The sequence below is a fragment of the Brevundimonas sp. Leaf168 genome (assembly GCF_001423685.1).
Classification (GTDB): domain Bacteria; phylum Pseudomonadota; class Alphaproteobacteria; order Caulobacterales; family Caulobacteraceae; genus Brevundimonas; species Brevundimonas vesicularis_C.
The window spans coordinates 867,572-891,240 of the sequence record NZ_LMOY01000001.1 but is presented as its reverse complement, the minus strand read 5'-3'; the positions used below and the strand labels follow the sequence as shown (position 1 = coordinate 891,240).

22 protein-coding genes and 1 pseudogene are annotated in these 23,669 nt (G+C 64.0%); 15 read left to right on the top strand and 8 right to left on the bottom strand.

Annotated elements, in window-relative coordinates:
- Positions 1-61 precede the first annotated feature (61 nt).
- The 3 genes and pseudogenes from ASF81_RS14985 to ASF81_RS15370 all read left to right on the top strand — a co-directional run bounded on the left by ASF81_RS14985 (position 62) and on the right by ASF81_RS15370 (position 1,534).
- The gene (locus ASF81_RS14985; protein WP_255353858.1) at positions 62-574 is read left to right on the top strand and encodes a DUF2252 family protein; all 513 of its coding nucleotides are present in this window, start codon (positions 62-64) and stop codon (positions 572-574) included.
- Between the two features lie 80 nt (positions 575-654).
- Positions 655-1,200: pseudogene (locus ASF81_RS14975) on the top strand (DUF2252 family protein).
- Between the two features lie 34 nt (positions 1,201-1,234).
- The gene (locus ASF81_RS15370) at positions 1,235-1,534 is read left to right on the top strand and encodes a hypothetical protein (protein WP_197458463.1); all 300 of its coding nucleotides are present in this window, start codon (positions 1,235-1,237) and stop codon (positions 1,532-1,534) included.
- 230 nt (positions 1,535-1,764) lie between these two features.
- Here the strand turns inward: ASF81_RS15370 and ASF81_RS15155 are convergent, their stop codons facing one another.
- Positions 1,765-2,925, bottom strand: coding sequence for an alpha/beta fold hydrolase (locus ASF81_RS15155; RefSeq protein ID WP_055805212.1), 1,161 nt, complete (start codon positions 2,923-2,925; stop codon positions 1,765-1,767).
- 862 nt (positions 2,926-3,787) lie between these two features.
- Between ASF81_RS15155 and ASF81_RS04405 the strand changes: the two genes are divergently transcribed.
- Entirely contained in the window at positions 3,788-5,716 is a 1,929-nt protein-coding gene (locus ASF81_RS04405; RefSeq protein ID WP_235559213.1) for a PAS domain-containing sensor histidine kinase, read from the top strand.
- 21 nt (positions 5,717-5,737) lie between these two features.
- Positions 5,738-6,148, top strand: a complete 411-nt coding sequence (locus ASF81_RS15620) for a BLUF domain-containing protein (protein ID WP_369814892.1) — start codon at positions 5,738-5,740, stop codon at positions 6,146-6,148.
- A 316-nt stretch (positions 6,149-6,464) separates the two neighbouring features.
- Here ASF81_RS15620 and ASF81_RS04395 read toward each other — a convergent pair whose 3' ends face one another.
- Both ASF81_RS04395 and ASF81_RS04390 read right to left on the bottom strand, forming a co-directional pair.
- Positions 6,465-7,997, bottom strand: a complete 1,533-nt coding sequence (locus ASF81_RS04395; protein ID WP_055805204.1) for a phospholipase D-like domain-containing protein — start codon at positions 7,995-7,997, stop codon at positions 6,465-6,467.
- 109 nt (positions 7,998-8,106) lie between these two features.
- Positions 8,107-8,370, bottom strand: coding sequence for a hypothetical protein (locus ASF81_RS04390; RefSeq protein WP_055805201.1), 264 nt, complete (start codon positions 8,368-8,370; stop codon positions 8,107-8,109).
- A gap of 740 nt (positions 8,371-9,110) precedes the next feature.
- Here ASF81_RS04390 and ASF81_RS04385 point away from each other — a divergent pair.
- From ASF81_RS04385 to ASF81_RS04370, 4 genes are read left to right on the top strand one after another with little or no spacing between them, the layout of a single operon-like run.
- Positions 9,111-9,518 (top strand): response regulator transcription factor, encoded by a 408-nt coding sequence (locus ASF81_RS04385; protein ID WP_055805198.1) that lies wholly within the window; start codon positions 9,111-9,113, stop codon positions 9,516-9,518.
- Positions 9,493-10,554, top strand: a complete 1,062-nt coding sequence (locus ASF81_RS04380) for a YaiO family outer membrane beta-barrel protein (protein WP_055805194.1) — start codon at positions 9,493-9,495, stop codon at positions 10,552-10,554. The genes ASF81_RS04385 and ASF81_RS04380 overlap by 26 nt, the downstream gene beginning before the upstream one ends.
- Positions 10,551-11,612 (top strand): HEAT repeat domain-containing protein, encoded by a 1,062-nt coding sequence (locus ASF81_RS04375; RefSeq protein ID WP_055805191.1) that lies wholly within the window; start codon positions 10,551-10,553, stop codon positions 11,610-11,612. The genes ASF81_RS04380 and ASF81_RS04375 overlap by 4 nt, the downstream gene beginning before the upstream one ends.
- The gene (locus tag ASF81_RS04370; RefSeq protein ID WP_200932861.1) at positions 11,609-13,033 is read left to right on the top strand and encodes a glycosyltransferase family 2 protein; all 1,425 of its coding nucleotides are present in this window, start codon (positions 11,609-11,611) and stop codon (positions 13,031-13,033) included. Before ASF81_RS04375 ends, ASF81_RS04370 begins: the two co-directional genes overlap by 4 nt.
- On the opposite strand, the gene ASF81_RS04365 is transcribed toward ASF81_RS04370, so the two are convergent.
- From ASF81_RS04365 to ASF81_RS04355, 3 genes are read right to left on the bottom strand one after another with little or no spacing between them, the layout of a single operon-like run.
- Positions 13,017-13,301 carry an Hpt domain-containing protein gene (locus ASF81_RS04365; RefSeq protein ID WP_055805187.1) on the bottom strand — a complete coding sequence of 95 codons (285 nt, stop codon included), beginning with the start codon at positions 13,299-13,301 and terminating at the stop codon, positions 13,017-13,019. The genes ASF81_RS04370 and ASF81_RS04365 overlap by 17 nt on opposite strands.
- Positions 13,298-13,684: a response regulator gene (locus tag ASF81_RS04360; protein WP_055805184.1), complete on the bottom strand. Its 387-nt coding sequence runs from the start codon at positions 13,682-13,684 to the stop codon at positions 13,298-13,300. The genes ASF81_RS04365 and ASF81_RS04360 overlap by 4 nt, the downstream gene beginning before the upstream one ends.
- Positions 13,681-16,077, bottom strand: coding sequence for a CHASE3 domain-containing protein (locus tag ASF81_RS04355; RefSeq protein WP_162237571.1), 2,397 nt, complete (start codon positions 16,075-16,077; stop codon positions 13,681-13,683). The genes ASF81_RS04360 and ASF81_RS04355 overlap by 4 nt, the downstream gene beginning before the upstream one ends.
- A 126-nt stretch (positions 16,078-16,203) precedes the next feature.
- Here ASF81_RS04355 and ASF81_RS04350 point away from each other — a divergent pair, with 126 nt between their 5' ends.
- From ASF81_RS04350 to ASF81_RS04340, 3 genes are all read left to right on the top strand, one after another.
- Positions 16,204-16,560 carry a response regulator gene (locus ASF81_RS04350; protein WP_255353857.1) on the top strand — a complete coding sequence of 119 codons (357 nt, stop codon included), beginning with the start codon at positions 16,204-16,206 and terminating at the stop codon, positions 16,558-16,560.
- 580 nt (positions 16,561-17,140) lie between these two features.
- Positions 17,141-17,512: a sensory rhodopsin transducer gene (locus ASF81_RS04345; protein WP_055805174.1), complete on the top strand. Its 372-nt coding sequence runs from the start codon at positions 17,141-17,143 to the stop codon at positions 17,510-17,512.
- A gap of 436 nt (positions 17,513-17,948) precedes the next feature.
- Complete coding sequence (locus ASF81_RS04340; RefSeq protein ID WP_055805170.1) at positions 17,949-20,033, top strand: glycoside hydrolase family 65 protein; 2,085 nt, start codon at positions 17,949-17,951, stop codon at positions 20,031-20,033.
- Positions 20,034-20,345: 312 nt separating this feature from the next.
- Here ASF81_RS04340 and ASF81_RS04330 read toward each other — a convergent pair whose 3' ends face one another.
- Entirely contained in the window at positions 20,346-21,074 is a 729-nt protein-coding gene (locus tag ASF81_RS04330; protein WP_055805164.1) for a Crp/Fnr family transcriptional regulator, read from the bottom strand.
- 436 nt (positions 21,075-21,510) lie between these two features.
- Between ASF81_RS04330 and ASF81_RS14730 the strand changes: the two genes are divergently transcribed.
- On the top strand, positions 21,511-21,687 hold the full coding sequence (locus ASF81_RS14730; RefSeq protein ID WP_082064521.1) for a DUF3606 domain-containing protein: 177 nt from the start codon (positions 21,511-21,513) through the stop codon (positions 21,685-21,687).
- Positions 21,688-21,929: 242 nt separating this feature from the next.
- A complete protein-coding gene (locus ASF81_RS04320) occupies positions 21,930-22,328 on the top strand; it encodes a DUF6766 family protein (RefSeq protein WP_197458458.1) in 399 nt (132 codons plus the stop codon).
- Positions 22,329-22,465: 137 nt separating this feature from the next.
- Here ASF81_RS04320 and ASF81_RS14725 read toward each other — a convergent pair whose 3' ends face one another.
- Positions 22,466-22,639 carry a helix-turn-helix domain-containing protein gene (locus ASF81_RS14725; RefSeq protein ID WP_235559226.1) on the bottom strand — a complete coding sequence of 58 codons (174 nt, stop codon included), beginning with the start codon at positions 22,637-22,639 and terminating at the stop codon, positions 22,466-22,468.
- Between the two features lie 107 nt (positions 22,640-22,746).
- Here ASF81_RS14725 and ASF81_RS04315 point away from each other — a divergent pair, with 107 nt between their 5' ends.
- The gene (locus ASF81_RS04315) at positions 22,747-23,568 is read left to right on the top strand and encodes a hypothetical protein (protein ID WP_055805158.1); all 822 of its coding nucleotides are present in this window, start codon (positions 22,747-22,749) and stop codon (positions 23,566-23,568) included.
- Positions 23,569-23,669: the final 101 nt, after the last annotated feature.

Sequence of the window (23,669 nt, the reverse complement as noted above, 5' to 3'; positions counted from 1 at the left end):
AAACCTCCGTCTCCGAGCGCGCGGCCAGCCTCAAACTGATCCGTCGACTGAAGATGGCGCGATCCGCCCACGCCTATGTGCGGGCAGCACCCAGCAGTTCTACGACTGGTTGGACGCCTCGCCGGCGAGGGTACCTCAAGGGCCGCCGATCTGGATCTGCGGCGATTGCCACCTGAGCAATCTGGATCCGCTCGCCGACGTCAAGGGCGAGGTCGATGTGCAGATTCGCGACTTTGACCAGACGGTCATCGGGAACCCGGCGCACGACATTATCCGGTTGGGTCTGTCGCTGGCGTCCGCAGCAAGGGACTCCAACCTCCCGGGCGTTCCGACCGCTCGGATGCTCGAGCAGCTTATGCAGGGCTATGATCAGGGTCTCGAAATGAATCCTGACGACGGCTCCACCGACACTCTGAAGCCGCCGGGCGATCCGAACTCTGTTGAAACGATCGATTTAGCGCCGCTGGCCCCAACTGGCCGAGGAACGGCTGTCCGGGCCGCAGTCCAAAATCACGCTGGGCAAGCGGTTCTGGCCGATCAAGCCCTCCGAACGAAAAAGCTCGTCGAGCGTTGATTGAAAGCGCCGACGCCAAGGATCTCCTGACCCGGCTGGACAAGTGAGGCGGCGCCGACAATCCTGACCGCACGGTCGCCATCATCGACGCCGCCTATTGGATGAAGGGGTGCAGTTCGCTCGGCCGGCTTCGATACGCCGTCCTGGTGCGGATCGGATCCGTCAATCCGTAGATGGCGCTTGTCGATGTCAAGGAGGCGGTCGAAGCGGCTGCACCTCGCGCGCCCGGCGTCGCCATGCCGCGGGCGAATGCCGTTCGCGTCGTTGCCGGCGCAAAGGCGCTGTCTCCGCACCTTGGCGAGCGAATGGTGGTGGGGCCGATCGCGGGCCGGGCCGTCGTTTTGCGAGAACTGGCGCTGCAGGATCTGAAGCTTGAACTGACGTGCACCAAACCCGCGCGCGCCGCCGCCATGGCGCGCTATCTTGGCTGCGTGGTCGGCCAGGCTCATGGGCGCCAACTTGACCACACCGAAAGAGCGGCGTGGCGCAAGACGGTTATGAAAGGGAGATCCGAAGCGCTGGATGCGCCGTCGTGGCTCTGGTCGAGCGTGATCGAACGCCTCGGACTGCACGAAGCGGCCTATCCCGAACATCGCCGGCTCTATGCCTTGGCGCACAGGGACTGACGCTCGCGCCAGACGCCGAATAAAGGAAGCCCGTTTGAACATCGGACTGCACCGTCGCCTAGAGGATTTGAGCGCGCTTCCGGTTAGAACCGTCGTTCCGATCTGGCCGCGGACGTCGACCGACGCAGACATTCCCGAGGCCCCGAATGAGTCAGAAGTGGCTATCCGTGCGGACCTCTTAAAAGCGCCAGAAGCCGTCATTCACCGGCTTCGGCAAACACGACACTCAGTGTGGCGAATATCGTATTTCCAGCTGAAAGCCCGCGACGCTGGCAGTCATGTGATCGGTATTGCTGCACTTCCGATCTCCAACGACCCCGACGAAGTCGGCTGATTATCCTTGGTGGACGACGCCCGCGACCGCATTCCGCCCTAGAGCCAACGTCCGCTTTTAGCGCCGACGCCTATGGCTGAAATCGACCCATAACAGACGTTGAAGCGGCCGCCTCCGGGGGTTCGATAGAATGCCCGCTAGACGGCCGCAGTGGCCGTTTCCTCCCCAAAGACGCGGGTGGTCGCAGGCGCGGTCCAAGCCTAAGCGGCCCTCACTGCCGATCCGTGGATTCAACCGGCCTTGGTTCTCCCGCAGCGGGCGGCGATGAAGTCAATGGTCCTGCTGTTGTAATGCCCCGACCGCTCCAAGAAGCCCATATGATTGACGCCGGAGATGGACTCAAGGACGGCATGTGACGCCATGTTTCGGATCACCTCGCTGGCTTCCAGCTTGGTCACGATGTCTACGTCGCCGCCAAGAATGAGGACGGGGCACTCCATCTTTGCGACTGCGCCGGTGGCGTCCCAGTCGAACATGGCCAGATTGCCCTTGGCTAAGATCGCGGGTGAGTTACGGGTTCCGAGTAACGTTGTATGCTCAAGCTGGCTGCGTGTTACGTATTTCCCGAACTGAAGCCGGTTGGCGATGTGGGCCGTTCCGTTCAGATAGCCCAGCCAGGCCCCCAACCATGCGAGCGGCTTGAGCAGGATCGCCACCTTGAAAATTGGCTCCAACACCGGACGACGCAAGGCGAGAAACAATTTGCTCAGGATCATGGTGCGCAGGGGATTGGTGTAGGTCGTGTCGTAAAGAACGACGCCGTCGACCCACGACCTGAATAGTTCAGGTTGGTCGCGCGCCAGCGTCTGGATCGTCATCCCGCCGATGCTGTGACCGATCAGAACGACGCGTCGGGGCGCGACGCGCTCGATCAGGCAAGCCAAGTCGCGAGCGAAAATCTCAAGTGCGATCTTCCCGTCGGCCGGCGGCTTGGAGAGGCCGAGACCAGGTAGGTCCCAAGTGACCCGTTGGTGTGGGACAATACTTTGACAGGTTGCCAAATCGCGGTTCAGATATTGCCAAATTGTACTGTCTAGTCCCCAGCCATGGGTGGCGATGACTACGGGGCCGTTGGCTGGACCGCGCATCTCGACATAGAGTTCGGAGCCGGTCGGACTAGCGATCCTGATGCCGTCGGAACGCCGGGGCGCAGTGACATCAGTGTCGCTTTTGGCGAGAAGCATCGTCATGGGCCAGCGGCCTAGTAGGCTCCATGCCAAGAGCCCTGCCGCAGCCCAAGCGCGCCAGTCTTCCCTAATCCTATATTCGACACCCCGCGGGCCGGTGGCGATGTCGCCCGTCCACCACGTCCATAGCAAATAGGCGGCGGCAGCCAGGAGCAACCAGCCAAGCCAGGAGGTCAGGATACGGACGACGGGGATCAGAGGCATGAATAGTCCTGTTCGCGGCGAACAAACGGTCGCAACGCGAGGCCTGAAAGCGGGACCGCCGTAAAGGTTGCTGTGTCCCTTATCCGACACGTTCCATTCAGGGCAAAGTTTGACAGCGTGCCGGCCAGTAAAACGCCCGACGACCTTGTGGCCAGAGCGTGTCGGTCGGCAAACAATCAGATGAGACTGTGTGCTACCCAGTCTTAGCCGATGTTGACCGGGTCCGGTTTCAGCTAAGGGGCGAAACCCCACGATGGAATAGGTGCAGGCAGCCTGCTCGACCCTTAAATGATAATGAGTTCGGCGTGCGCAATCGAACTCCAGCATTGCCTATGTGATCATCGTCCCTGAACGGGTTGAAAATGATGCTGAATTTAGGGCAAAACCAGCTGATGGGTCGTGGGCGGAACAGGTTTTCTCAGTCCGAGCAGTGGAAGATGTGCCACTTGCGGGAAGGAGAAGTCCTTGGCTGAAGCTGGCGGCATCCGTTGAGCGGCATTTGGCAAGAATCACACGGTCGGCTTTTGCACTGTTGCCGGTCGATACGGACACTGACAATCTGCCATCCCGTGGCAGCCCGCTCTGAGGATGGGTGTCCGGTTTCTAGCTTAGCCGACATCCTGGGAGCCTGCTCTCCGTGAGGGCAGACAGGGCCCGCTTTCTGGTCAGATGCAAAATTCGCAACCGCCCCGAACACTCTTCTAGGCCCGATTGTTATCGACGGGTGAATATGCGGTAGCAGCACCTCTATCGGCGTCCGTTGGCAGTTTTCTTTGGCGTCGGTCAATCAGGCTGCGGAACGTTCCGGTGGCAGTTCTGTTCGTCCTGCGGGGAATAGGGCCAGAGCGCATTGACCACACAATTGAACGGCTACGACGACAGCCGATACCGGCTGCTCATTGAGTCCATCACGGACTACGCGATCTACATGCTGGACGCGGGTGGCCATGTGATTAGCTGGAACCCGGGAGCGGAGCGTTTCAAGGGGTACTCCGCTGGAGAAGTTCTCGGCTCCCATTTCTCGCAGTTCTATACGCCGGAGGACCGAGACGCCGGCCGACCGGAGCGTGCCCTTGCCGTTGCTTCCGAAGCGGGGCGGTTCGAGGCTGAAGGCTGGCGGCTCCGCAAGGACGGCACCCGTTTCTGGGCTCATGTGGTGATTGATCCGGTCCGGCGCGGCAACGAGCTTGTCGGGTACGCCAAAATCACCCGCGATCTGACGGAGCAGCGAGCGGCCGAGAGAGCGTTGCGCCAGAGCGAGGAACTATTCCGTATCCTCGTTGAAGGCGTTACCGATTACGCGATCTACATGCTGGATCCGGGCGGCAAGGTGATCAGCTGGAACGCCGGGGCCGAGCGCATCAAGGGCTACAAGCCGGACGAGATTATCGGCGAACATTTTTCGCGGTTCTACCGTCCCGAGGAGGTCGGCGCCGGGGCTCCGGCTGAGGCTTTGAGTATCGCCCGTGCGACCGGGCATTTCGAAAAGGAAGGTTGGCGTCTGCGAAGCGATGGCACGCGCTTTTGGGCGCACGTCGTGATCGATCCGATCACGGCCGACGACGGCGAGATCATCGGGTTCGCCAAGATTACCCGCGATATAACCGAGCGCGCCAACGCACAACGCGAACTCGAGACGGCGCGTGAAGCGCTCTACCAATCGCAGAAGATGGAAGCCATCGGTCAACTGACCGGAGGCGTCGCCCACGACTTCAACAACCTCCTGGCTGCCATTCTGGGAAGCCTCGACCTGCTGCGGAAACGGCTGCCGCACGACCCTCGAACAACGCCCCTGCTAGAGAACGCCATTCAGGGCGCAGAGCGCGGCGCGATCCTCACCCAACGGATGTTGGCCTTTGCACGCAAGCAGGAACTCAAACTGGAAGCGGTGGACATCCCGCACCTCGTGAGGGGTATGAGCGAATTTATCCGCCGCTCTATCGGTCCAAATGTCGATGTGCAGATGCGGTTCGCTGAGGTTCTGCCGAGGGCCCAGACCGACCCGTATCAACTTGAGACGGCGTTGCTCAACCTCGTCGTCAACGCTCGTGACGCGCTCCCGAATGGTGGAGAAATCGCCATCACAGCCGATCAGGTGAGCGTTTCGAAGACGGAAGGCGAACGTCGCGCTGGAAGCTTCGTGCGACTAAGCGTGAGCGACAACGGTACCGGGATGCCAGCGGAGATCGCCGCCAAGGTGACCGAGCCGTTCTTTACGACCAAGGGTGTAGGCAAGGGCACCGGCCTTGGGCTTTCGATGGTGCAGGGATTGGCAGGACAGTCCGGAGGCTGGATCGAGATCCATAGCGAGGTCGGCAAGGGAACCCGTATCGACCTGTGGTTGCCACTAGCCACTGCCGAGTTTCCGACAGCAGGATCGCCTGTTACCGAGGCGATACAGGAAACGTGCAAGCGGCTTGTCGTGCTGGCCGTCGATGACGATCCTCTGGTTCTCACAAACACCGTCGCGATGCTGGACGAATTGGGCCACAACGTTCTGGCGGCGAACTCCGGCGACGAGGCCATGGTGATCTTTCAGAGACACCCCGAGATCGACCTCGTGTTGACGGATGAAGTCATGCCCGGGCTGTCGGGCAGCCAGCTCGCAGAACGGGTTAGGGAGTTGCGGCCGACGGCGGCCGTGGCCTTGGTGTCGGGCTACGCTGACCTCCACCCTACGCCCGGTCGTGGTCTCGCCGACCTGCCTCGTTTGGCCAAGCCGTTTACGTTGGCTCAGCTCGTCGGATTTATCGATGAACTGGCCCTGGATTCTCATCACGCGGCGCATTGACCGCGCGATCTGGGACGCCAATTGCAAGGAAGTCGGAGATTGATCGATCGTCTAATATACCGCAGTCGGTCTGTTGGGATTTTGCCAGAGGTGGCCTTGGACCCGATTTTCCGGTCCTCGGTTCCAAGGAACGCGCGGCTACACGTCACAGGAGCGCTAGGTTTTTCCCAGCTGACGTACGTCCAGCTTCTGGAAGGCCCGCCCTCCGCCCTTGACGAGCTTGTAAGGTTGCTGGAACGGGATCCACGGCACACGGAGCTGACCATCCTCTTGCGCGGCGGCTCGGAACGGCGGCTTCTCCCGAACTGGTCGATGGCCCGGGTCAATCTCGCCAAGCTGACGCCTCGAGTGGAGACCCTCCTTAAAAAGGACGACGGCCTAGGACTAATTGCGTTGTTGGCGACGCTTGCCCACGAAGGCGTGGCGACCTGACGTCCGCTTCCATCCGTTGCGGACGAATGCCGCGCCCGCTGATCGAGCCCGCGATTGTGTCGAAATCCGATCAGCTCAGCGCGCTTGAAGCCGTTGCCAACGTCGGCGCGCCTTTTGGAAAGGGCGAGCATCCGGACGTCGCCAAGCGCCATATCGTGCCTGTTGGGCTGGGAATTTGCTCTAATCCGCCCGGGCTGCCCCCTGTCAGAGCGCTCCGGTCTGGGCGAGACGCAAATCTTCTACGGCTTATCCCGTGAACCTTGTTTTGCGTCCTGACCCATCAGCTCCGAACGTGAGCTATCGCTTGCGCAAGGCACTAGTCCTGGACGAGGCTTGGTTCGACCGAACCGCCGGGCCGCACCTCCGGCGCCGGAATGTGGGCGCGGACCAGCCGATGCGCCGCCGCGGCCAGCTTGTGTCGCATCTGCGCCGGTCGGCGCCACGGTCGCAAGCTGTCGGCAGCCGAGATTGGATCGCCTAGATGGTGTTCGGCGACGAACCGGGAGAAGGCGCCGTGACGGCGTGATCGAAGCGGACGGAGACGACCAAAACCTTCGTCCCGCAGATGTTCGATGCCGGCACTGATGCCGCCTCGGGCCAAAATCGCCCGGGTGACCTGCCTCTCTTCGCACCCCAGCCAGTGGGCGATCAGTCGGTTACGAAACCGGCCGACGCGCGTTCTTCCTGACGCTTCGGGATCCGACCCCGCATCCAGGGTCAGGTCGCATTCGCTATCGAAGCCTTGAGATCGGTTGTTGACGTTGCTGGACCCGATGCGAACGAACCGATCGTCGACAACGGCAAGCTTGGCGTGGACGATGATGATCCGGCCGTTGCGGGTGACTGGGCTATAGGCGCTGAACCGCCCATGCCGATCCGCGTCTTCAAGCCGTTTGAGGAAGGCCGAACGTGTCTTGTCCATGGTCATCTGGTCAAACCAGCTTGGCGAATGCCGGGTCGACACCAGGATCACCTCGGGACCGTCGGCTTCATCGAGCCGTTGGGCGATGGCCTCCGCCACGATGGGCGAGGTGAAATACTGGTTTTCGATGTAGAGGTCCGTTTTGGCCGAGGCGATCGCGGCCAATGTGGCCGCCTCGCCCTCCCTCAACTCTGGACACGCCTTCCACGGGGCTTGGGTTCGGGACACGCCGATCTCGACGTTTTCCAGATCGGCTTTGACCTCGGCCGGCCAGATGTCGGACACGGTGGTAGCCTGGGCAGCGAGCATTTTTCCGGTCGCTCTCGCCCACCGTTCGCGGAAGAGATCACCCAGGGTGGCCGCCGGCGGACCGTCGACCATCGCCATGACCTCATGCCGGCAATCGTAGCAGGGCGTTCCCTTCCCGGTCTTCCCGCGACGCGGATCCGGGTGGAGATGTTCGGGGCTATCCCAGCGGTCGGGACCGATGTCGCAACTGCCGCAGAAGGCCACGGCGTCATCGACGATGATGACCTTCTGGTGGTGGGAAGCGCCTGGCGGCAAGGTTCCGTCCAGACGGAAATCGACGCGCGTGTCGGCGAAGAAGCGACGACTGCGCCAGGGAAAGAACCGCTGAGTGGCCGCAACGGCTAGGGGCGACTTCCAGCACAGAATCCGGATTTCGAGCTCCGGCCGGGCCTCGGACAGATCTCTGAGGAAGCGGCCGATTGTTTGCGGACTCGAACCGTCTGTCGGCTCGTGATCAAGGATGGTGTCGGGATCGAAGGCCCAGTTCAGGAAGTAGATGGACCGGGTCGCCTGACTCATCGCAGCCCTTGCGGCCGCCAGATAAGGTTCCATGTCAACCAGTAGCGCGGCGCGGGGCGAGACTTCGGCGCGCCAGCAGGTGGTTCCGACTTCCAGCATCTTGACGTCTCCCGACAAAAATCGCCCGGTGAGCCGGTCGCACTGCTTACATCATATCGAAGATGTCGCGACGCCCCCAAAATGCATCGCGAGCGTCGCGACGCTTTGCTTACTGGGTCCGGGCCGCGGCGTCGGCCGCCGCATCGGTCTTGCGCGCTGCGGTATTGGCGGCGGCGTCGGCGTCAGCTGCCGCGTCCCGGGCCGCAGCCGCAGTCGTGTCGGCGGCGGCGTCCGCATTCGCTGCTGTGTCGCTAGCCGCCGAGGCGACCGTGTCGCCCGCGTTTTCCGCAGTCGCGGCTGCGTTTTCCTCGGTCCGCTCGGAGCAGGCCGACAAGGCCAAGGCGGCCGCAGCGGCGATGTACAAGATGCGCATTGTATGTTTCCTCTCGCTGACCCGGCGGCTGATCCGCCTTCGATTGCAGCGGCGACACGCTAGGGCGAAGACCTGCCGATGGCGACAGAGTTTTTCTAAACCGACCTCGTTGGATCGCGCGTCGGGCGGCGAATCGTTCAGAGGTCGCCGCTGGGAACCGCGTCTTCTCACATCGTCAGCTGCTAACATCCGCTAGTCGCCGAGCGTCGGACGTTCGAACAGAGTCGCAACATTTCATTCTGAAATCGTAGTTTTGCGGGACATTTTCACCGCCAAGGCGGCCGCCTCTCGCATCGACATCGATCCCAGCTCAGCGTTTTTGTCCGAGCCGCCGTCGCAATCCAGACCCATGAGGCAAAACGTGGTGACAAAACCACTGCGGCTTCCCTTCTGTAAAGACGAACGTCGCCGCCGAGCCCCTGAGGCGAAACAGGTAGGCGAGGCTTCTGATGTCGGCACGACGGACGCGCAACGTCTTCTGCCGCGCCGCCAATAAGCGAGTCTCCGGGTAAGTCGAAATCGACTGGACAGACGCTCTCTGCGCAACATCGCACCCAGCAAGAACCTCGTGCCACGCCGATGCGGCATATGGCGGCTTGGACGATGCCCTGCCGGCTAAGCTTGGCTGAGAAGGCTCGCATCTGAGATGCGAGCATTGTTTCCCATTTCCCTAGGGCTTGATTCACACTCCTGACTCTATCATGCCGCCAGGTTCGGGCGGGCCAATTGTGGAGTGAGTGATGGCGCGCATCCTAATTGCGGATGATGACCCGTTGCTGCGGGCGTTGTTGCAGCACAAGCTGGCGGCGGAAGATCACCAGATTTTCGCCGCCGAACATGGCGGCGAGGTTCTCGACATGGTCAGAAATCATGCGCCCGATTTGATCGTTCTGGACGCCATGATGCCGGTGATGGACGGGTTCGAGGTGCTGCGCAGGCTCAAGGCGGGCGCCAGCGAGCGCGATATCCCAGTGATCATGCTGACCGCCCTCAAGCGCGAACAGGATGTGGTCGGCGGGCTGCAACTGGGCGCCGCCGACTATCTCGCCAAGCCCTTCATTCCCGACGAGCTGGTGCAACGTATCCGACGGCTGCTTACGACGGCGCAGATGGAGCAGGGGAATGTTCCTTCAAGACGTCCCGGCTGACGTCCGTATTGACGCGACGGCGCTGTATGAAGCGGCGGTCGCGGATCGACGGGCAGGACGCTATGACGCGACCGTCGAGAAGCTGGATCGCGTCCTGCAAGCCCGTCCCGGCGACGTCGACGCCCGCCTGAACCGCGGGCTTGCCCTGCTGGCGCTGGATCGGACTGCGGAGGCCGAGGCTGATTTCCTTGCGGTGCTTTACGCCGCACCGGACTATGTCGACGCCCGCGTCGGGTTGGCCCGTGCCGCGCAACGCCGGGGCGATCTCGCACAGGCCCGGGTCGAGGCGGGACGGGCGCTGGCCGCCGCGCCGGACCGTCCCGATGTCCGCGCGCTGAGGCCGACGCTCGGGCTGCCGGCCGTCTGGAGAGTGGATTTCGACGTCTCCCGCAGCCGCCTCGGCGCAGGCCTTCCGGACTGGAGCGAGGCCCGCCTGGGCGCGGTGCGGACGCTGAATGACCGGTGGAGCTTCGGCGCCGCGGCCGAGTGGACCGAACGGTTCGGTCAGGACGACGTCTTCCTTGAGGGGCGCCTGGACCACCGGATCGGAGCCGGCGGCGTCTATGTGGCCTTGGGCGCTGCGGTGGAGGCCGATTACCGGCCGGAAGCCTCGCTGCGGGCGGGCGCCGACGTCCCCCTGAGCGGCGGGATCAGCGCGACGCTGGACGCCTCCACCGCGCGCTTCGCCAGCGGGACGGTGAACAGCCTGCAGCCCGGTCTGGCCGCCCAGCTGGCCGATGGCCGCCTACGGCTGGCCGCGCGCTGGATCAATGTCTGGGACGAAACCGATCAACGGCGGGACGGTTATGCCGTCAGCGTCCAGTGGGCGGCCACCGACCGTGTGCGGCTCCGTCTGGATCACGCTGATGCACCGGAAACCAGCGAAGGCGTGACCGTCGACGTCAGCGCCGTCAGCCTCGGCGGCGAAGTCGATCTGACGGACCGGACCAGTCTGCGTTTCGGCGTCCTGAAGGAGGACCGCGGGGCCTATGACCGCGAGGCGATCAGCCTCGGGCTTGGCTGGCGCTTCTGGTGAGCCTGCTGGGTCTCCTGTGGGCAGGTTCGCTGGTCATGGGGCTGGCGGCGGTCGCGTGGATGTTCGGGCTGATCATCGCCCGGTTGTTCCGGGAACGCGGCGACGCCCGTCGCGCCGCGGACCAGGCCCGCGTACGCACCGCATTCCTCGATATCCTCGGCGGCGACCTCGAAGCGCTCATGCGCCTGAAGCCCTACCGGCGCCGCGCGCGGTTAATGGCCGAGGCCGTGCTGGATGTGCTGGGTCTAATCCGTGGCGCGGAGCGGGAACGGCTGATCGAGGTTTTGGTCGGGATGGGCGTCCCCGACCGGCTGCGGGCGCGTCTGGATCGCGGCAGCAAGGCCGGCCGGATCGCATCGGCCGAGGCCCTCTGCGCCTTTCCCGAGACGGCGACGGTGGACGCCCTGCGAGGCGTCCTTCAACGCTCGCGTGACGGCGACCTGAGGGTCGCCATCCTGATCTCGCTGCTTGATCTGGATGCGGCCCCGCCTTTGAACGCTCTGCTGAACGACATCGCCGCGGGTGGGCTGCAGGACTCGCTGCTGTACGAACCGGTCATCCGGCGCGCGGCCGAGGCCGCGCCGGCCCAGGCGCTGGACGCCTTCATGCTGTCGACCGCGCCGGCGGCTAACCGCGCCCTTCTGGCGGATGCTCTGGGTGCAGCGGGCGACTACCGCGCCGTCGAACCCCTGATGCGCAACGCGGCTGCGCCTGAGCTCGAACTCCGGATCGCCTCCATCCGCGCGCTGGGCGTGCTCGGCCATCCCGCAGCCGCGCCGGCGATGATGACCGCGCTGGAAGACGAGATCTGGGAAGTCCGGTCCGCCGCATGCGAGGCCGCCGGACGCATCGGCCTGCTCGAGGCCGCGCCCCTTCTGGTCCAGGCCCTGGCCGATCCCGCCTGGTGGGTGCGGTTCCGGGCCGGCGAGGCACTGACCATGCTGGGCGACAAGGGCGTCGCCAGCCTGCGGATCGCCGCCCGAGCCGATCAGGACCTCATGCGGCGCTCCGCCTCGCTGGTTCTGGCGGAACGCGGCCTCTCGGAGGCGACGTCGTGACCCACGAGATCGCCGTCCTGATGGTCGGTTTCGCCCGCTCCATCGCCCTGTTCGTCATCGGAACGGGGGTGGCCCAGAACCTCATCTATATGTTCCAGCTGTTGCTGGCGGCCCGGGCGCTGGCGACCCGTCCCCCGATTCCCCAGCCCGCGGTCCTGTGGCGACGCTATGCGGAAGCCTCGCCCCCGATCGCCTTGCTGGCGCCCGCCTACAACGAGGCGATGACGATCGTTCAGAGCGTGCGCTCCCTGCTGTCGCTCCGCTATCCCAGCTTCGAGGTGATCGTCATCAACGACGGGTCGAAGGACGCCACCCTGCAGGTGCTGATCGACGCGTATGAGCTGAAGCTCGTCCAACGGCACTATGACCAGGCGCTGGACCATCAGCCGATCCGGGGCGTCTACGCGGCGACGCACCAGCCTCGCCTGATCGTGGTGGACAAGGAAAACGGCGGCAAGGCGGACGCCCTGAACGCCGGGATCAACGTGTCCCGGGCGCCCATCTTCTGCTCGATGGACGCCGACTCTCTGCTGGAGCCTGACGCCCTGCTGCGCGCCGTCCGTCCCTTTGTGGAGGACCCGGAGCGTACGGTCGCCGTCGGCGGCACCGTCCGGATCGCGAACGGCTGCGTCATTCGCGACGGGCGAGTTCTGGAGGTGCGCCCGCCCCGCAACCTGCTGGCCCTGCTGCAGACGGTGGAATACCTGCGCGCCTTCCTGATGGCCCGGCTCGCCTGGAGTCGGATCAACACCCTGACCATCATCTCCGGCGCCTTCGGCCTGTTCCGGCGGGCGCGCGTAATCGAGGCGGGCGGCTATACCCACGGGACGGTCGGCGAGGACATGGAGCTGGTGGTCAAGCTGCACCGGCTGATGCGCAACCAGGGCCGCCCGTACCGGGTGGCCTTCGTGCCGGAGCCTGTCTGCTGGACCGAGGCGCCCGAGGACTTGAGGGTGCTGGGCCGTCAACGCGCCCGCTGGCATCGCGGCGCGCTGGAAACCTTCGAGCGGCACTGGGATGTGATGTTCCGACCCCGTTACGGCCGACTGGGGCCCGTCGGCTTCGGCTACATCTTCCTCGTGGATGTGCTGGGCCCGATCGTCGAGATGCTGGGCTACATTTTGATTCCGGCCTTCTGGGTGCTGGGCCTGCTGTCGCTCGAGTACCTGCTGGCCTTCCTGGCGGTCAGCTTCACCTTCGGCGTGGTGATTTCGGTCGGCGCGCTGGCGCTCGAGGAATCCGAGTTGCGCAGGTTCCCGCGCGCCCGGGACCTCCTGCTGCTGACCGGCATCGCGGTGCTTGAGAATTTCGGCTACCGCCAGCTGAACAACCTCTGGCGCCTGCGCGGCGTCTGGCAGTACCTGCGCCGTAGCCAATCGTGGGGAACGATGACCCGCCGGGGCTTCAGCCCTCCGGTGTGACCAGCGCCGCCTCCAAGGTCCGGATCAGGTGATGGATTTCGTCGGGTGACGGTGTCCCGCCCGCGGCGAACGCGTCGTCCGCCGCGCCGGCGGCCAGACTGATCTCCGGAAAGCCGAAGGTGCCCGCCGCGCCCGACAAGCTGTGCACCAGACTGCTTAGCGCTTCAGCGCCGAGGTCATCGCGCGCCAGCAGGTCCTCAAGCCGCACCACATCACCGGCGCAACGCTCCAGAAAGCGCGCCCGCAAGGCCGGGAGGACGTCCGTCATCGCCGGGCCGCGAGAATGGCCCGCACGTCTTTGGCCAGGGTCATCGGATCGAACGGCTTGATGATGACGTCGAGCGCTCCAAGCGCCCGGTAGTGATCAACCTCACCTGACTGCGCCCGCGCGGTCATGAAGATGACCGGGGTCTGCACATGCTCGGGCCGCTCCCGCAGACGCCCCAGCGTGCCGGGCCCGTCGAGGTGAGGCATCATCACGTCCAGAAGGATGACGTCCGGGCGCAGGCCGCCGTCCAGAACCGACAGCGCCGCCTGTCCGGAGGCCGCCGAGGCCAGGCTTATGCCCGGGTCCAGCTCCAGCGCGAACGCCGCCACCTCGCGGATGTCGTCCTCGTCGTCGACATGAAGAACGGTCAGTGCGGTGCTCATGAGCAGCCTCCGGAACTACGGGTCAGGCGACGAACTGTCCGCGCCAGCTGGGTCAGGGACATCCGAGACTTGGTCAGCACCGCCTGAACCGCCGGCGCCGCCTGACGGTCCGTATCCTGCGCGGAATAGATGACCACGGGGATGGTTCGCCCCTCCTCATCTGTCAGTTCCGGCAGCAGGTCCAGACCATGCCCGTCCGGCAGCCCCAGATCGAGGATCACGAGGTCCGGACGGCGGTCCTGCAGGGCCTCACGCGCCTCGGCGAGGCTCTCGACGCCGCGAACCTCGACTGAGGTCAGGGCCTGTCGCGTCACCTCCAGAATGTCGCGATCATCGTCCACATGCAGCACGACCGGCTTGGCGTCCGCCCGGGCGAGGGCCTGCACCGCCAGGCGCAGACGCGATGGATCGACCGGCTTCTCCATCCAGTCCGCCACCTCGAGCGACCGTCCCCTCACCTTGCCGCGGGCGACGTCGCCGGACACCACGATCACGGGCATGGCGCGCGTGTCCTCGCCGGCCTTCAGAGCCCGGATCAGACTGACGCCGTCCGCGTCCGGCAGATGAAGGTCGACCAGCCCCAGCGCATAGCGCCCGGCCTGGGCCATGGTCAGGGCCTCGCGGGCGGTGGCGGCGACGTCGGCGTCATAACCCTCCTGCGCCACCATCTCGGCAAGGATCCTGGCGGCGTCCGGATCGTCCTCGCAGATCAGGATGCGGCCCACGCCCCGGCTGCTGGCCTGTTCAGGCAGATCGAGCGGGAGGTCCAGATGGAAGGTGGCGCCGTCTCCCTCGGCGGACTCGAACCACAGCCGTCCGCCGTGGCGTTCGGCGATCTCACGGGCGATGGCGAGGCCCAGCCCCGTCCCGCCCTTGGCCCGGGTGTCCGTCGAGTCCGCTTGAGCGAACTTGCCGAAGATGCGCGAGCGGAAGGCCTCCGGAATGCCTGGACCGTGGTCGGTGACGCTGAGGCGTGCGATCCGGGCCTCGGGATTGACAGTCACCGCGACCTCCCCGCCGGCGGGCGAGAATTTCGCCGCGTTGGACAGCAGGTTGGTCACCACCTGGATCAGCCGGTCCGCATCGCCCCGCACCGGGGCCGGATCACCCTCGCCGAGACTCAGCGAGACGCCGAGCTGATCCGCGTAACCCCGAACGCCGTCGATCGACCGCGCGGCGATCTCCCTCAGGTCGAGCGGCGACATGGCCAAGATCAGCTTGCCGGACTCCAGCTTCTCGACATCCAGGATGTCGTTGATCAGCCGCACCAGCCGCTGGCTGTTGGAATGGGCGATGCCGATCAGGCGCGCGGCCTTGTCCGGAAGCTCCCCCCCGGCTCCACCGGCCAGCAGGCCCAGCGACCCGGCGATGGAGGTCAGCGGCGTCCGGAGTTCGTGACTGACCGTCGAGACGAAGGCGTCCTTCATCTCGGCCACCCGCCGCCGCTCGGTGATGTCGCGCACCACCGCCACAACATGTCGCCCGGTCGGCAGGTCCATGGCGCCGAGCGCCACATCGGCCGCGAAGGTCTGCCCGTCCCGCCGCTTGCCGTTCAGCTCCCGCAGCAGACCGTCGGCCAAGGCGCCCTGGCTGGCGCCCAGACGGTCCAGGAACGAGCCTTCGCCGTTATTCGCCAGATCGATCAGGACGCCAACGTCGCGCCGGACCAGGTCTTCCGCGCGCCAGCCGAACATCCGTTCGGCCGCCGGATTGAGCGTCTCGATGCTGCCGCTGGGGTTCAGGGTGATGATGGCGTCGAAGGCGCTGTCCAGGGTGGCGGCATGCCGCGCCGCGGCCGCCTCCAGGCGTTCCAGCAGTGCGCCGCGCGTGGCCAGATAGCGCCAGACCAGAAACGCCGCGCCCGCTGCTGTCAGCACCAGCGCGAGGAACAGGGCCACCACCAGGATTTCGGTTCGCGCCGTGCGGCCTTGGGCCCTGTCGGACAGCTGGGCCAGATGGTTGGCCTCGTATCGGGTCATGTGATCCACCACCCGGCGGATATCGTCCATGGCGGCCTTGCCCTCGCCGGTCGAGACCTGCGCGGAGGCGGCCGCGGCGTCACCGCCTTGCCGCAGGCTGATCGAGCGTTGCATGACCTGCCGCTTCCGGGCGATCTGGCGTGACAGGTTCCGATAGTTCCCGGTCTGCTCGGCATTGCCTTCGTAGAGGCCGCCCAGCGCCGTCATCTGGCTATCAAGACGATCCAGCGCGTGATCGTAGGGTTCGAGGAAACTGGCGTTGCCGGTGATGATGTACCCCCGCTGGCCGGTCTCCGCGTCCTGCATCAGCGAGAACACCGACTGAATCTGGAGGCGGGTGTCGTAGGACCGCTGCACCGCCGCCCGCAAGGCCCCGGCGCTGGCGAACTCCCGCTTGAGTTCTACCCCGGTCATGATCAGCAGAACGCCGAATATGGCGGCCGCTAGAGAGACCACAAGCTGGTAGCGCCGCTTTCCAGGTTGACGCGTGGCTGAGGTCACCGGTTTAAACGCAAAGGCAGATACATCCGAAGGTTGACCGTGAAAGTTTGCGTCATCGAAGACGACCCCCTGATGATGGGCCATTTGGAAGACATGCTGAAGCGCATGGATTACCAAGTCGTGACTGCGGCTTCGGTCGACAAGGGTCTCGAAATCGTGCGGACATGGGAGCCCGACGCCGTCGTCGTCGATATCCTGATGCCCGACCGCGACGGCTTGAACTTCATCCTTGAAACCCGCCATCTCCGGGACACCATGCGGGTGGTGGCCATCACCGGCGGCGGCCGCCTCGGCTCAGGTCCGATCCTGAAGATGGCCTCAGGGTTGGGCGCCCACGCCGCCCTGACCAAGCCGATCAACGAAGAGGTGTTGAGGGCGGCTCTGTCGGAAGGCTGAGACGCGCCTTGATCCTTCATCGTTCGAGCACCGGGTCGAGTTTCTCGAACCGCCGTTCTCGGATCAGCCCTACGCATTCTATTCACGACTTTGACAAGGGTGGTGACGGCCCCGCACCGAGATTGGCTGCGGCTGCGATGGAGAATCTTGGGACGACGTTCTTATCGTGGGCGATCCGTGCGGCGCGCTGGCGGCGGAAGCAAAAGCGTTTCCAGTTGAGCGGGCGATGCCGGATCGAGGTTCGCTTGGCTCGGCGACAGGCGGGCTGAGCGACTGGAAAACGCGCTGGCCGCCCGTGGTGATCGGGGGCATCTGCGCCAATGTGCGACGAGTCCGGGCGCCGCATAGGCGAAACACATTCTCGAGATCGCTCACGTGCTTGCTGGTGCGAATAGCGCGACAATGCCCAATGTTTCACGAAGCGCCTGTCGGATCGCCACGCGAGTTTGAGACGCGCCGCCGATCAGATCGCATCGCTTGCCCGAACAGACGAGTTTGCCCGCTTAAACGGGAACAACCCGCAACATCATCGCGCTATGGGGCCGGGCCAACCTGATCGCAGACAAAAGGATAACGTCTTATGAGCGAGATCGGAAAACGGGTATGGGTGATCGCCGAAGGCTATATTCCGAGCGATAGCTCGGGCCCGAGTCCGGCGATGATCAGCCATGAGACAGCTTGCATCCTCAATCCCGGAGACAGGCCGACGGAGGTCGAGATCACGCTTTTCTTCGAAGATCGCGCCCCGGTCGGTCCCTACCGACTGGTGATCGGCGGGCAGCGGACCAAACATGTTCGCTTTAACGATCTCCACGATCCGGAGCCGGCGCCTCGCGATACGGACTACGCCAGTGTCATCCGCTCGCAACACCCTATCGTCGTCCAGCATACTCGCCTGGATTCGCGACAAGCCGCGAACGCGATCATGACGACAATCGCCTACAGCGAATAAGACTTGGATAAGAGCGTTCGAGAGAATTCGCGCTTCGCCCTTCGCCCTTCGCTCTTCGCCCTTGATCGGATTTTCACTGAAACCGATTGGCCGAAAGCGAACACAGGAAACTGTGGCTCGGTTTGGGGTTTGATGTGTCTCCTCCCATTCACGAGGTACAGATCGATGGGCTCGTCGAGGACCGGACGTTCCGTCCACGACGCTGACAGCAGTGAACCGAAAACGTTTGGTGGAGCGGACACGACCGATGCCGCTCGGCAGGCTCGGCTGCAGACCGACTTCCGTTCCTTCTTCGCTCCGTGGCTAGACTGAGGGCGGATCGCCGAATGGGCACCTCTGATGACTGCACCGAACCTGAGAGATCACTAGGCCGCGTCATGCGACCCGTCGAGGCGGATGTCCATGTCTTTGAGCGCCAATTTCAAGTGAGGCAGGAATGACGACTGGCGAGCCCGCCACGGACTGGAGACCGATCAGCCCGCCTGTAGAACACGGCGCTAGAGACGGCGCGCTTCCCGCCTATGTGGCCAACGGCCTGATCGGTTTGCGCGTGCGGGAAATGGCGCTCTCGCCGGGCATGACGATCGTCAACGGCGTCGTCGGCCAGGATCCTGAACGCCGCATAGAGGCGGGCGTCCCTGTCCCCTATCCGCTGGAAGCCGACATCTGCATCAACGGCGTCTGGCTGTCGGACCAGCCTTGGTGCGTCAGCGACTTAAGGCAGGCCTATGATTTTGCGACCGCTGAACTGACCAGCCGCTGGCGCGCGCGGATGAGCGACGTTAGCGCCGAGATCGAGGTCGTCACCTTCGCCAGCCGCACTGCGCCGGCCGTCGTCATGCAGGAGGTCACCGTGCGGCCCGATGCGCCGTGCGAAATCCGCCTGCGCGCCCGGACCTCGACCGCCGATGTCAGAGGGCGGGTCGTGCGGCGTCGGACGGACACGCCCGGAGATACGGACCCCGCTTGCGACGGCTCCCTGCTGTGGTCGACAGAGGGCGACCTGTCGACCTGCGGGATTGCGCTGTGGACCGACACGGATCCGGCCGCCGAGCGCGAAGTGACACGCTGGGATGCGTCGGGACCGCTGCAAACCACCTACGATCTGGGCCAGATCGGCAAAGGCGGTGCGCGTCTGCGGCAGATGGCGGCCCTTGTTCCCTCGCTGATCCATGCGCGACCCGACGAAGAGGCCGTACGTCGGGTGGCGCGCGCTGCGCAGACCGGGTTCGAGATCCTTCGCATCCGCAACCGCGACGCCTGGCGTGAGCTATGGCGTGGCCGGATCGTCGTGACGGGCGCCGATCCAGCGCATCAGGCCTTAATCGATGCGGCCTTCTTCTATCTGAACAGCTCCGTCCACCCCACCTCGCCGGCCGCGACCTCGATCTTCGGCCTGGCCGCGTGGCGGGACTATTCCTACTATTTCGGCCACGTCATGTGGGACATCGACGCCTTCTGTGTGCCGCCCCTGATCCTGAGCCAACCCGACGCCGCGCGCGCCTTGCTCGACTTCCGCTCGCGCGGTCTCGCGGCGGCCGCATCGAACGCGCGTCTGTCCGGCCGTCAAGGATTGCAGTTCCCGTGGGAGGCGGCCCCCTTGTCCGGCCAAGAAGCGACGCCAGGCGGCGGGTCGGGGGCGGCGCATGAGGATCATGGGACGCTGCATGTGGCGCGCGCGTTCAGCCTGTTCGCCGACGCCACAGGCGATGAGGCCTTCCTGCGGGAAAAGGCCTGGCCCGTGCTTGAAGGCGTCGCAGACTGGATCGTCAGTCGATTGAGCCTGACAGAGCGCGGCTATGAGCTAATGCGCGCTACAGGACCGGCTGAGGTCCCAAGCCCGCCGGACAATGACGCATTCACCTTGATGTTGGCCGACGATGTTCTGTCGCGGGCGATAGGCGCTGCGGAGGTGCTTGGACGACCGCCCCATGCGGCGTGGCGTGCCATTCGTCAGACCCTGTATCTGCCGCTACGTTCAGACGGAGCGATTGCGGCGCACGACGGCTTCCGCATCGATGAACCCAAGGGCGCCACCCCATCGCCTTTGGCCGGACTGTTCCCGGGCGGTTATCAAGCCAATCCGGAGACGATGCGCCGAACTCTCGATCTCTATCTGGCCCACTGGCGGGACTATGTCGGGGCGCCGATGTTTCCCGCCCTCTACGCGACGTGGGCCGCCTTGGCCGGCGACCGCGCCTTGGCCCTTCAACTGTTCGAGGCTGGATACGCCGCCTATGACGCCGGCCGTTTCCATCAATGTCTCGAGTATCGACCGGACCATCCCGACAGCGAAACGGCGGCCGGTCCGTTCTTCGCCAATCTGGCGGGCATGTTGATGGGGCTTGTCTACGGATTGACGGGGCTGGAAGCGCGCGGCGCGCCAGAGACATGGCCGAGACGGGTGGTGATCTTGCCGGCGGGATGGGACGCGATCACCGTTGAGCGCATCTGGCTGGGCGATCGAAGGGCGCGGCTGCATGTCGAGCACGGAAAGCCAGCCGCAATCACATGGCTTTGACTGCGAAGCCGGTGCACACGCCCTCGGCCGACGACGCCATCGCTAATGGCGGCGACCCGAGCGTTGATGGGCGATCCTCACACGGACGTTTAATCTCGTCTGTAGGCCAAGGTCCCAGCGAACACCGTCGCTCCCGCGTTATTCCTGACCGAAATCTCATACGTCTCGTCGCCCTCATTATGGGACTCCGAGAACATTTCGCCCAGCGCCTTTCGCGCTAGACGGCGCGCGCTGTTGTCGGACGGACAGTCGATGCCGACACCGTCGCGGCGGGCGCCGCTGGGATCGACCGTATCGAAAAAATATCGCATCTCAGACCTGGGCGTTTGGCTTGGTGCCTCCAAGGTGCAGGTAGCTGGGCTCGAAGCCCGCGAACTCGGCGAGGCGATCAAAGTTCGGAATTTCTACGAACCGCCCCTCTGTGCGGATCAGATCGGCGCCGCGCAACGTCATCAGCGTCCGGTTGATGTGCACTGGGCTCATGGAGGTGATGTCGGCGAGTTGCGCCTGCGTCAGCGGCAGGTCCAAGCCCGCTTCATCGGCGAAACCGACAGCGCGGAGCCGGAAATGGAGCTCGCAGATCAGATGCGCCAGGCGTTGATCCGCGGGGCGCTGGCCGATGTTCACCAGCCACTCGCGCAGGGTGGCCTCGTCCACCAGCGTCGCCCAGTTGAGCGCCAGGTTGATCCTCGGATTGTCTGTCAGGGCATTGATACGAGCCGGAGAGATTTGCGCGACCCTGGCGTCCGTCAGAACGCCGATCCCATGATCCATCTCGGTCAGGATCTGCACACGCAGATCACACATGTCGCCTGGAACGAAGATCGCCATGACCTGACGCTGACCGTCCTCCAGCATCTTATAGCGACAGCCCCAGCCCTCAAGCACCACGTGCACGTTTCGGGGGACTTCGCCCTGCGACGAGATATCCTCTCCTGCCTTAAAAGTGCAGACATCCAGCACGGCGTCGCGGAGATCGATCCGATCTTGATCGGTCAGATCGGCGCCATACTCGAGCTTGCGGATGAAGGGGTCGATCATGGTGTTCGCCTCATCTGTCCGCCCTCACCCTAAACTTAGCGGGCTTCATTTGCACAGCCGCAAAGCCCTACGAACACGGGTCGCCAAAAATGCTCGCCGCTAACCTGCGTTAGAGAAGCGCGGGCGTCGCTGCGTCATTCTCGGGGAATGGCGCTGTTCTCCGGTCCGAAAATCCGCCGTGCACGGTTATCGAACAACCGCTTCGATCGGCTACTCGCCTGGATCTCTGTGTTCGCGTGCGCTGTGGTGACGACCCTGCTTGTGGTCCTGTCCCTGCCGCATCTGACGGGCTGAGTGAGGTCTTGCGCTTCGCCAGCGGCTTGTCCGCTTTGCAGTCGCCGAACCGGATCCGATCTTCGGCCCGGCCCACCGACCGATATTGGACACAGGAAACGGAACGGCTCGCCCGCTGTTTCGGGTTCTTCAGGAGGCGCCCATGACAGACGACAAAACCCAGACCGGCAACCCGGATCGCCAGCGAATCAGCCTGAGCGAAAACTATGAGGCTCGGGATTGGGCCGAAAAATTCGGGGTCACCGAAGATCAGCTTCGACGGGCCGTCGAGAAGGTGGGAAACTTGGCGAGCGACGTCGAAAGAGAGCTTCGAGCCTGATGAAATCGGATCAAGAAGCCGAAGCCGCGTTGCCGCCGGGCGTCGCAAAAGGTCGGCGTCTTGACACGACGCCGGCGGAACAGCAGCGGGCGGCGGGCGGCATTGGGCCAGGCGGCCAGCCGGGTCCGGACCCTGCGACGCGAAGGCTGCAGGAGGGCCGAACGGACGCCCGTGATTTCGAAGGGCAGACCGGGCCGAACGAACCCTCGGATTCACCGACGCAGGATTGATGGAGCCAGGTCATGCTGAAGAAGTATGCCTACGCCTGGATTACACTGGCCTTCTTCACGGTCTCGATCGCCCTTCATTGGGGCTTCGGCTGGCTCGCCTATGTGGATGACCAGACCTCTCATGGGCAAGCTGTCCGTCTCTCGCCCTATCTGGTCGAAATGGGTCGCGACACCTTCGAGAACTGGCAGTCAGAGTTTCTGCAACTTCTCTGGCAGGTCGTCGGCTTGGCTTATTTTCTCTATGTCGGGTCACCATCTTCCAAAGAGAACGATGATCGAATGGAGGCTAAGCTCGATGCGTTGATCGAGTTGGTCGGAAAAGAGAAGGGTGCAGAGCTGATTGCTGACCTCGACAAGACCCACTTGCGTCACAGTGGCCATGCTACGATCCACAAGCCGCAATCTTACTGACGGCCCTCTGCTGACCAGAGCCCTACAAGCAGACCTTTTAAACGTCGGCTATGAGTCACAAACGGACGGACGTCACAAGAAATAGTCCGGATCCGACGCGCCACGTCGGCAGGGAGCGAACATTTTTAGCTAGCCAACTACGCAAAAAACTCGGCTGCTGAACACTTCAGACCGGCGGCCAACGCAAACACCGCCTTAATCCCGACGTTTCGCTCCCCGCGCTCGATTCCGCCGATGTAGTTCCTGTGCAGACCAGCTCGATCAGCCAGTTCCTCCTGGCTTAGCCCAAGCGCGATACGACGACGCCTCACCGCCCGGCCAAAACTCAAAAGATCAGGGTCAACTTCCACCTGATGGACTTGCGGTGGACGCGGATCCTTCTCTACACACTATCAGTGTGATTTTGAGGACGACCCTAATGACAGGCTTTGCCGACATCTCCGAGATGAGCCCCCAGCTCCAACTGATGATCGGAACCGGATCGCATCTCGATCCTGCCGAACTCGATCCGCTAATCATGCTCGCGTCGCTTACAATCATGAAGAACGCCGGACGTGCCGGCCTGGGTGACGACGCCCTAACGACGCTCTCGCTGCTGCTGATGGTCTGGACTCGCCTGCTGCGGGACAACCCCGACAATGGAGGGCTAGTGAAAACGTCCGCCGAGGACTTGGCAGATCTCTCAGGCTGGCCTGTCGAGCGAGTCCACGCGTCCCTGCAGGCGCTAGGTCCGCATATCCTGACCGATGACCTCGCCCTGTTCTCCGCAGGGGATTTGGAGATCGGCTTGGCACCGCTGCTAGATCAGGATGGCGCCAACTGCGGCGAGATGCTGATCCGCTATTGGACGGCTCATTATGTGGTTAGAATGGGGTCCAAGCTCGAGGCTGCCGAGGAGACCGTCGCGGAGGGATTGGCACGAGCGAACGACCTTGTCGGTTCCGGCGAGCGCGTGGCGAAGCTGAAGGCTCGTTGGAATGCCTATCGAGTCCAGCGAGAAGGCCTCGCTCACTACACGGTGTACGGGGCCGGCGCGGACTTGGCCGCTTTCGTGGATGACGTCTCGACGCTAGAGGGATTGCACGACGCAGTGGTTGGTATGATCGACCCCGCCAATCATGGGCCGCTCACCTTTGCTCAGGAATGCGGCCTTCTTCCGTGTACCAAGCTTCAGGCTCTCGCGATCAGTGCGGCTGAGCTGCAGCCGAACCCCGTCGAGACGAAGGGCGTTCGGCACTGAAAGGCCTCGAATCAGAAGTTTGCTCTGGCCGCCTTGCCGCCCCGCAGCTTTGGTCACATGACATGCTGCCGTATACGAGACCCACAGACTTCGCTGGGAAA

Bases quoted from the DNA above. Each gene is read 5' to 3' on its own strand.
- ASF81_RS15155 (WP_055805212.1), bottom strand. From the start codon at position 2,925: ATGCCTCTGATCCCCGTCGTCCGTATCCTGACCTCCTGGCTTGGCTGG.
- ASF81_RS04395 (WP_055805204.1), bottom strand. From the start codon at position 7,997: ATGCTGGAAGTCGGAACCACCTGCTGGCGCGCCGAAGTCTCGCCCCGC.
- ASF81_RS04390 (WP_055805201.1), bottom strand. From the start codon at position 8,370: ATGCGCATCTTGTACATCGCCGCTGCGGCCGCCTTGGCCTTGTCGGCC.
- ASF81_RS04385 (WP_055805198.1), top strand. From the start codon at position 9,111: ATGGCGCGCATCCTAATTGCGGATGATGACCCGTTGCTGCGGGCGTTG.
- ASF81_RS04380 (WP_055805194.1), top strand. From the start codon at position 9,493: ATGTTCCTTCAAGACGTCCCGGCTGACGTCCGTATTGACGCGACGGCG.
- ASF81_RS04365 (WP_055805187.1), bottom strand. From the start codon at position 13,301: ATGACGGACGTCCTCCCGGCCTTGCGGGCGCGCTTTCTGGAGCGTTGC.
- ASF81_RS04360 (WP_055805184.1), bottom strand. From the start codon at position 13,684: ATGAGCACCGCACTGACCGTTCTTCATGTCGACGACGAGGACGACATC.
- ASF81_RS04355 (WP_162237571.1), bottom strand. From the start codon at position 16,077: ATGACCGGGGTAGAACTCAAGCGGGAGTTCGCCAGCGCCGGGGCCTTG.
- ASF81_RS04345 (WP_055805174.1), top strand. From the start codon at position 17,141: ATGAGCGAGATCGGAAAACGGGTATGGGTGATCGCCGAAGGCTATATT.
- ASF81_RS04340 (WP_055805170.1), top strand. From the start codon at position 17,949: ATGACGACTGGCGAGCCCGCCACGGACTGGAGACCGATCAGCCCGCCT.
- ASF81_RS04330 (WP_055805164.1), bottom strand. From the start codon at position 21,074: ATGATCGACCCCTTCATCCGCAAGCTCGAGTATGGCGCCGATCTGACC.
- ASF81_RS14730 (WP_082064521.1), top strand. From the start codon at position 21,511: ATGACAGACGACAAAACCCAGACCGGCAACCCGGATCGCCAGCGAATC.
- ASF81_RS04320 (WP_197458458.1), top strand. From the start codon at position 21,930: ATGCTGAAGAAGTATGCCTACGCCTGGATTACACTGGCCTTCTTCACG.
- ASF81_RS04315 (WP_055805158.1), top strand. From the start codon at position 22,747: ATGACAGGCTTTGCCGACATCTCCGAGATGAGCCCCCAGCTCCAACTG.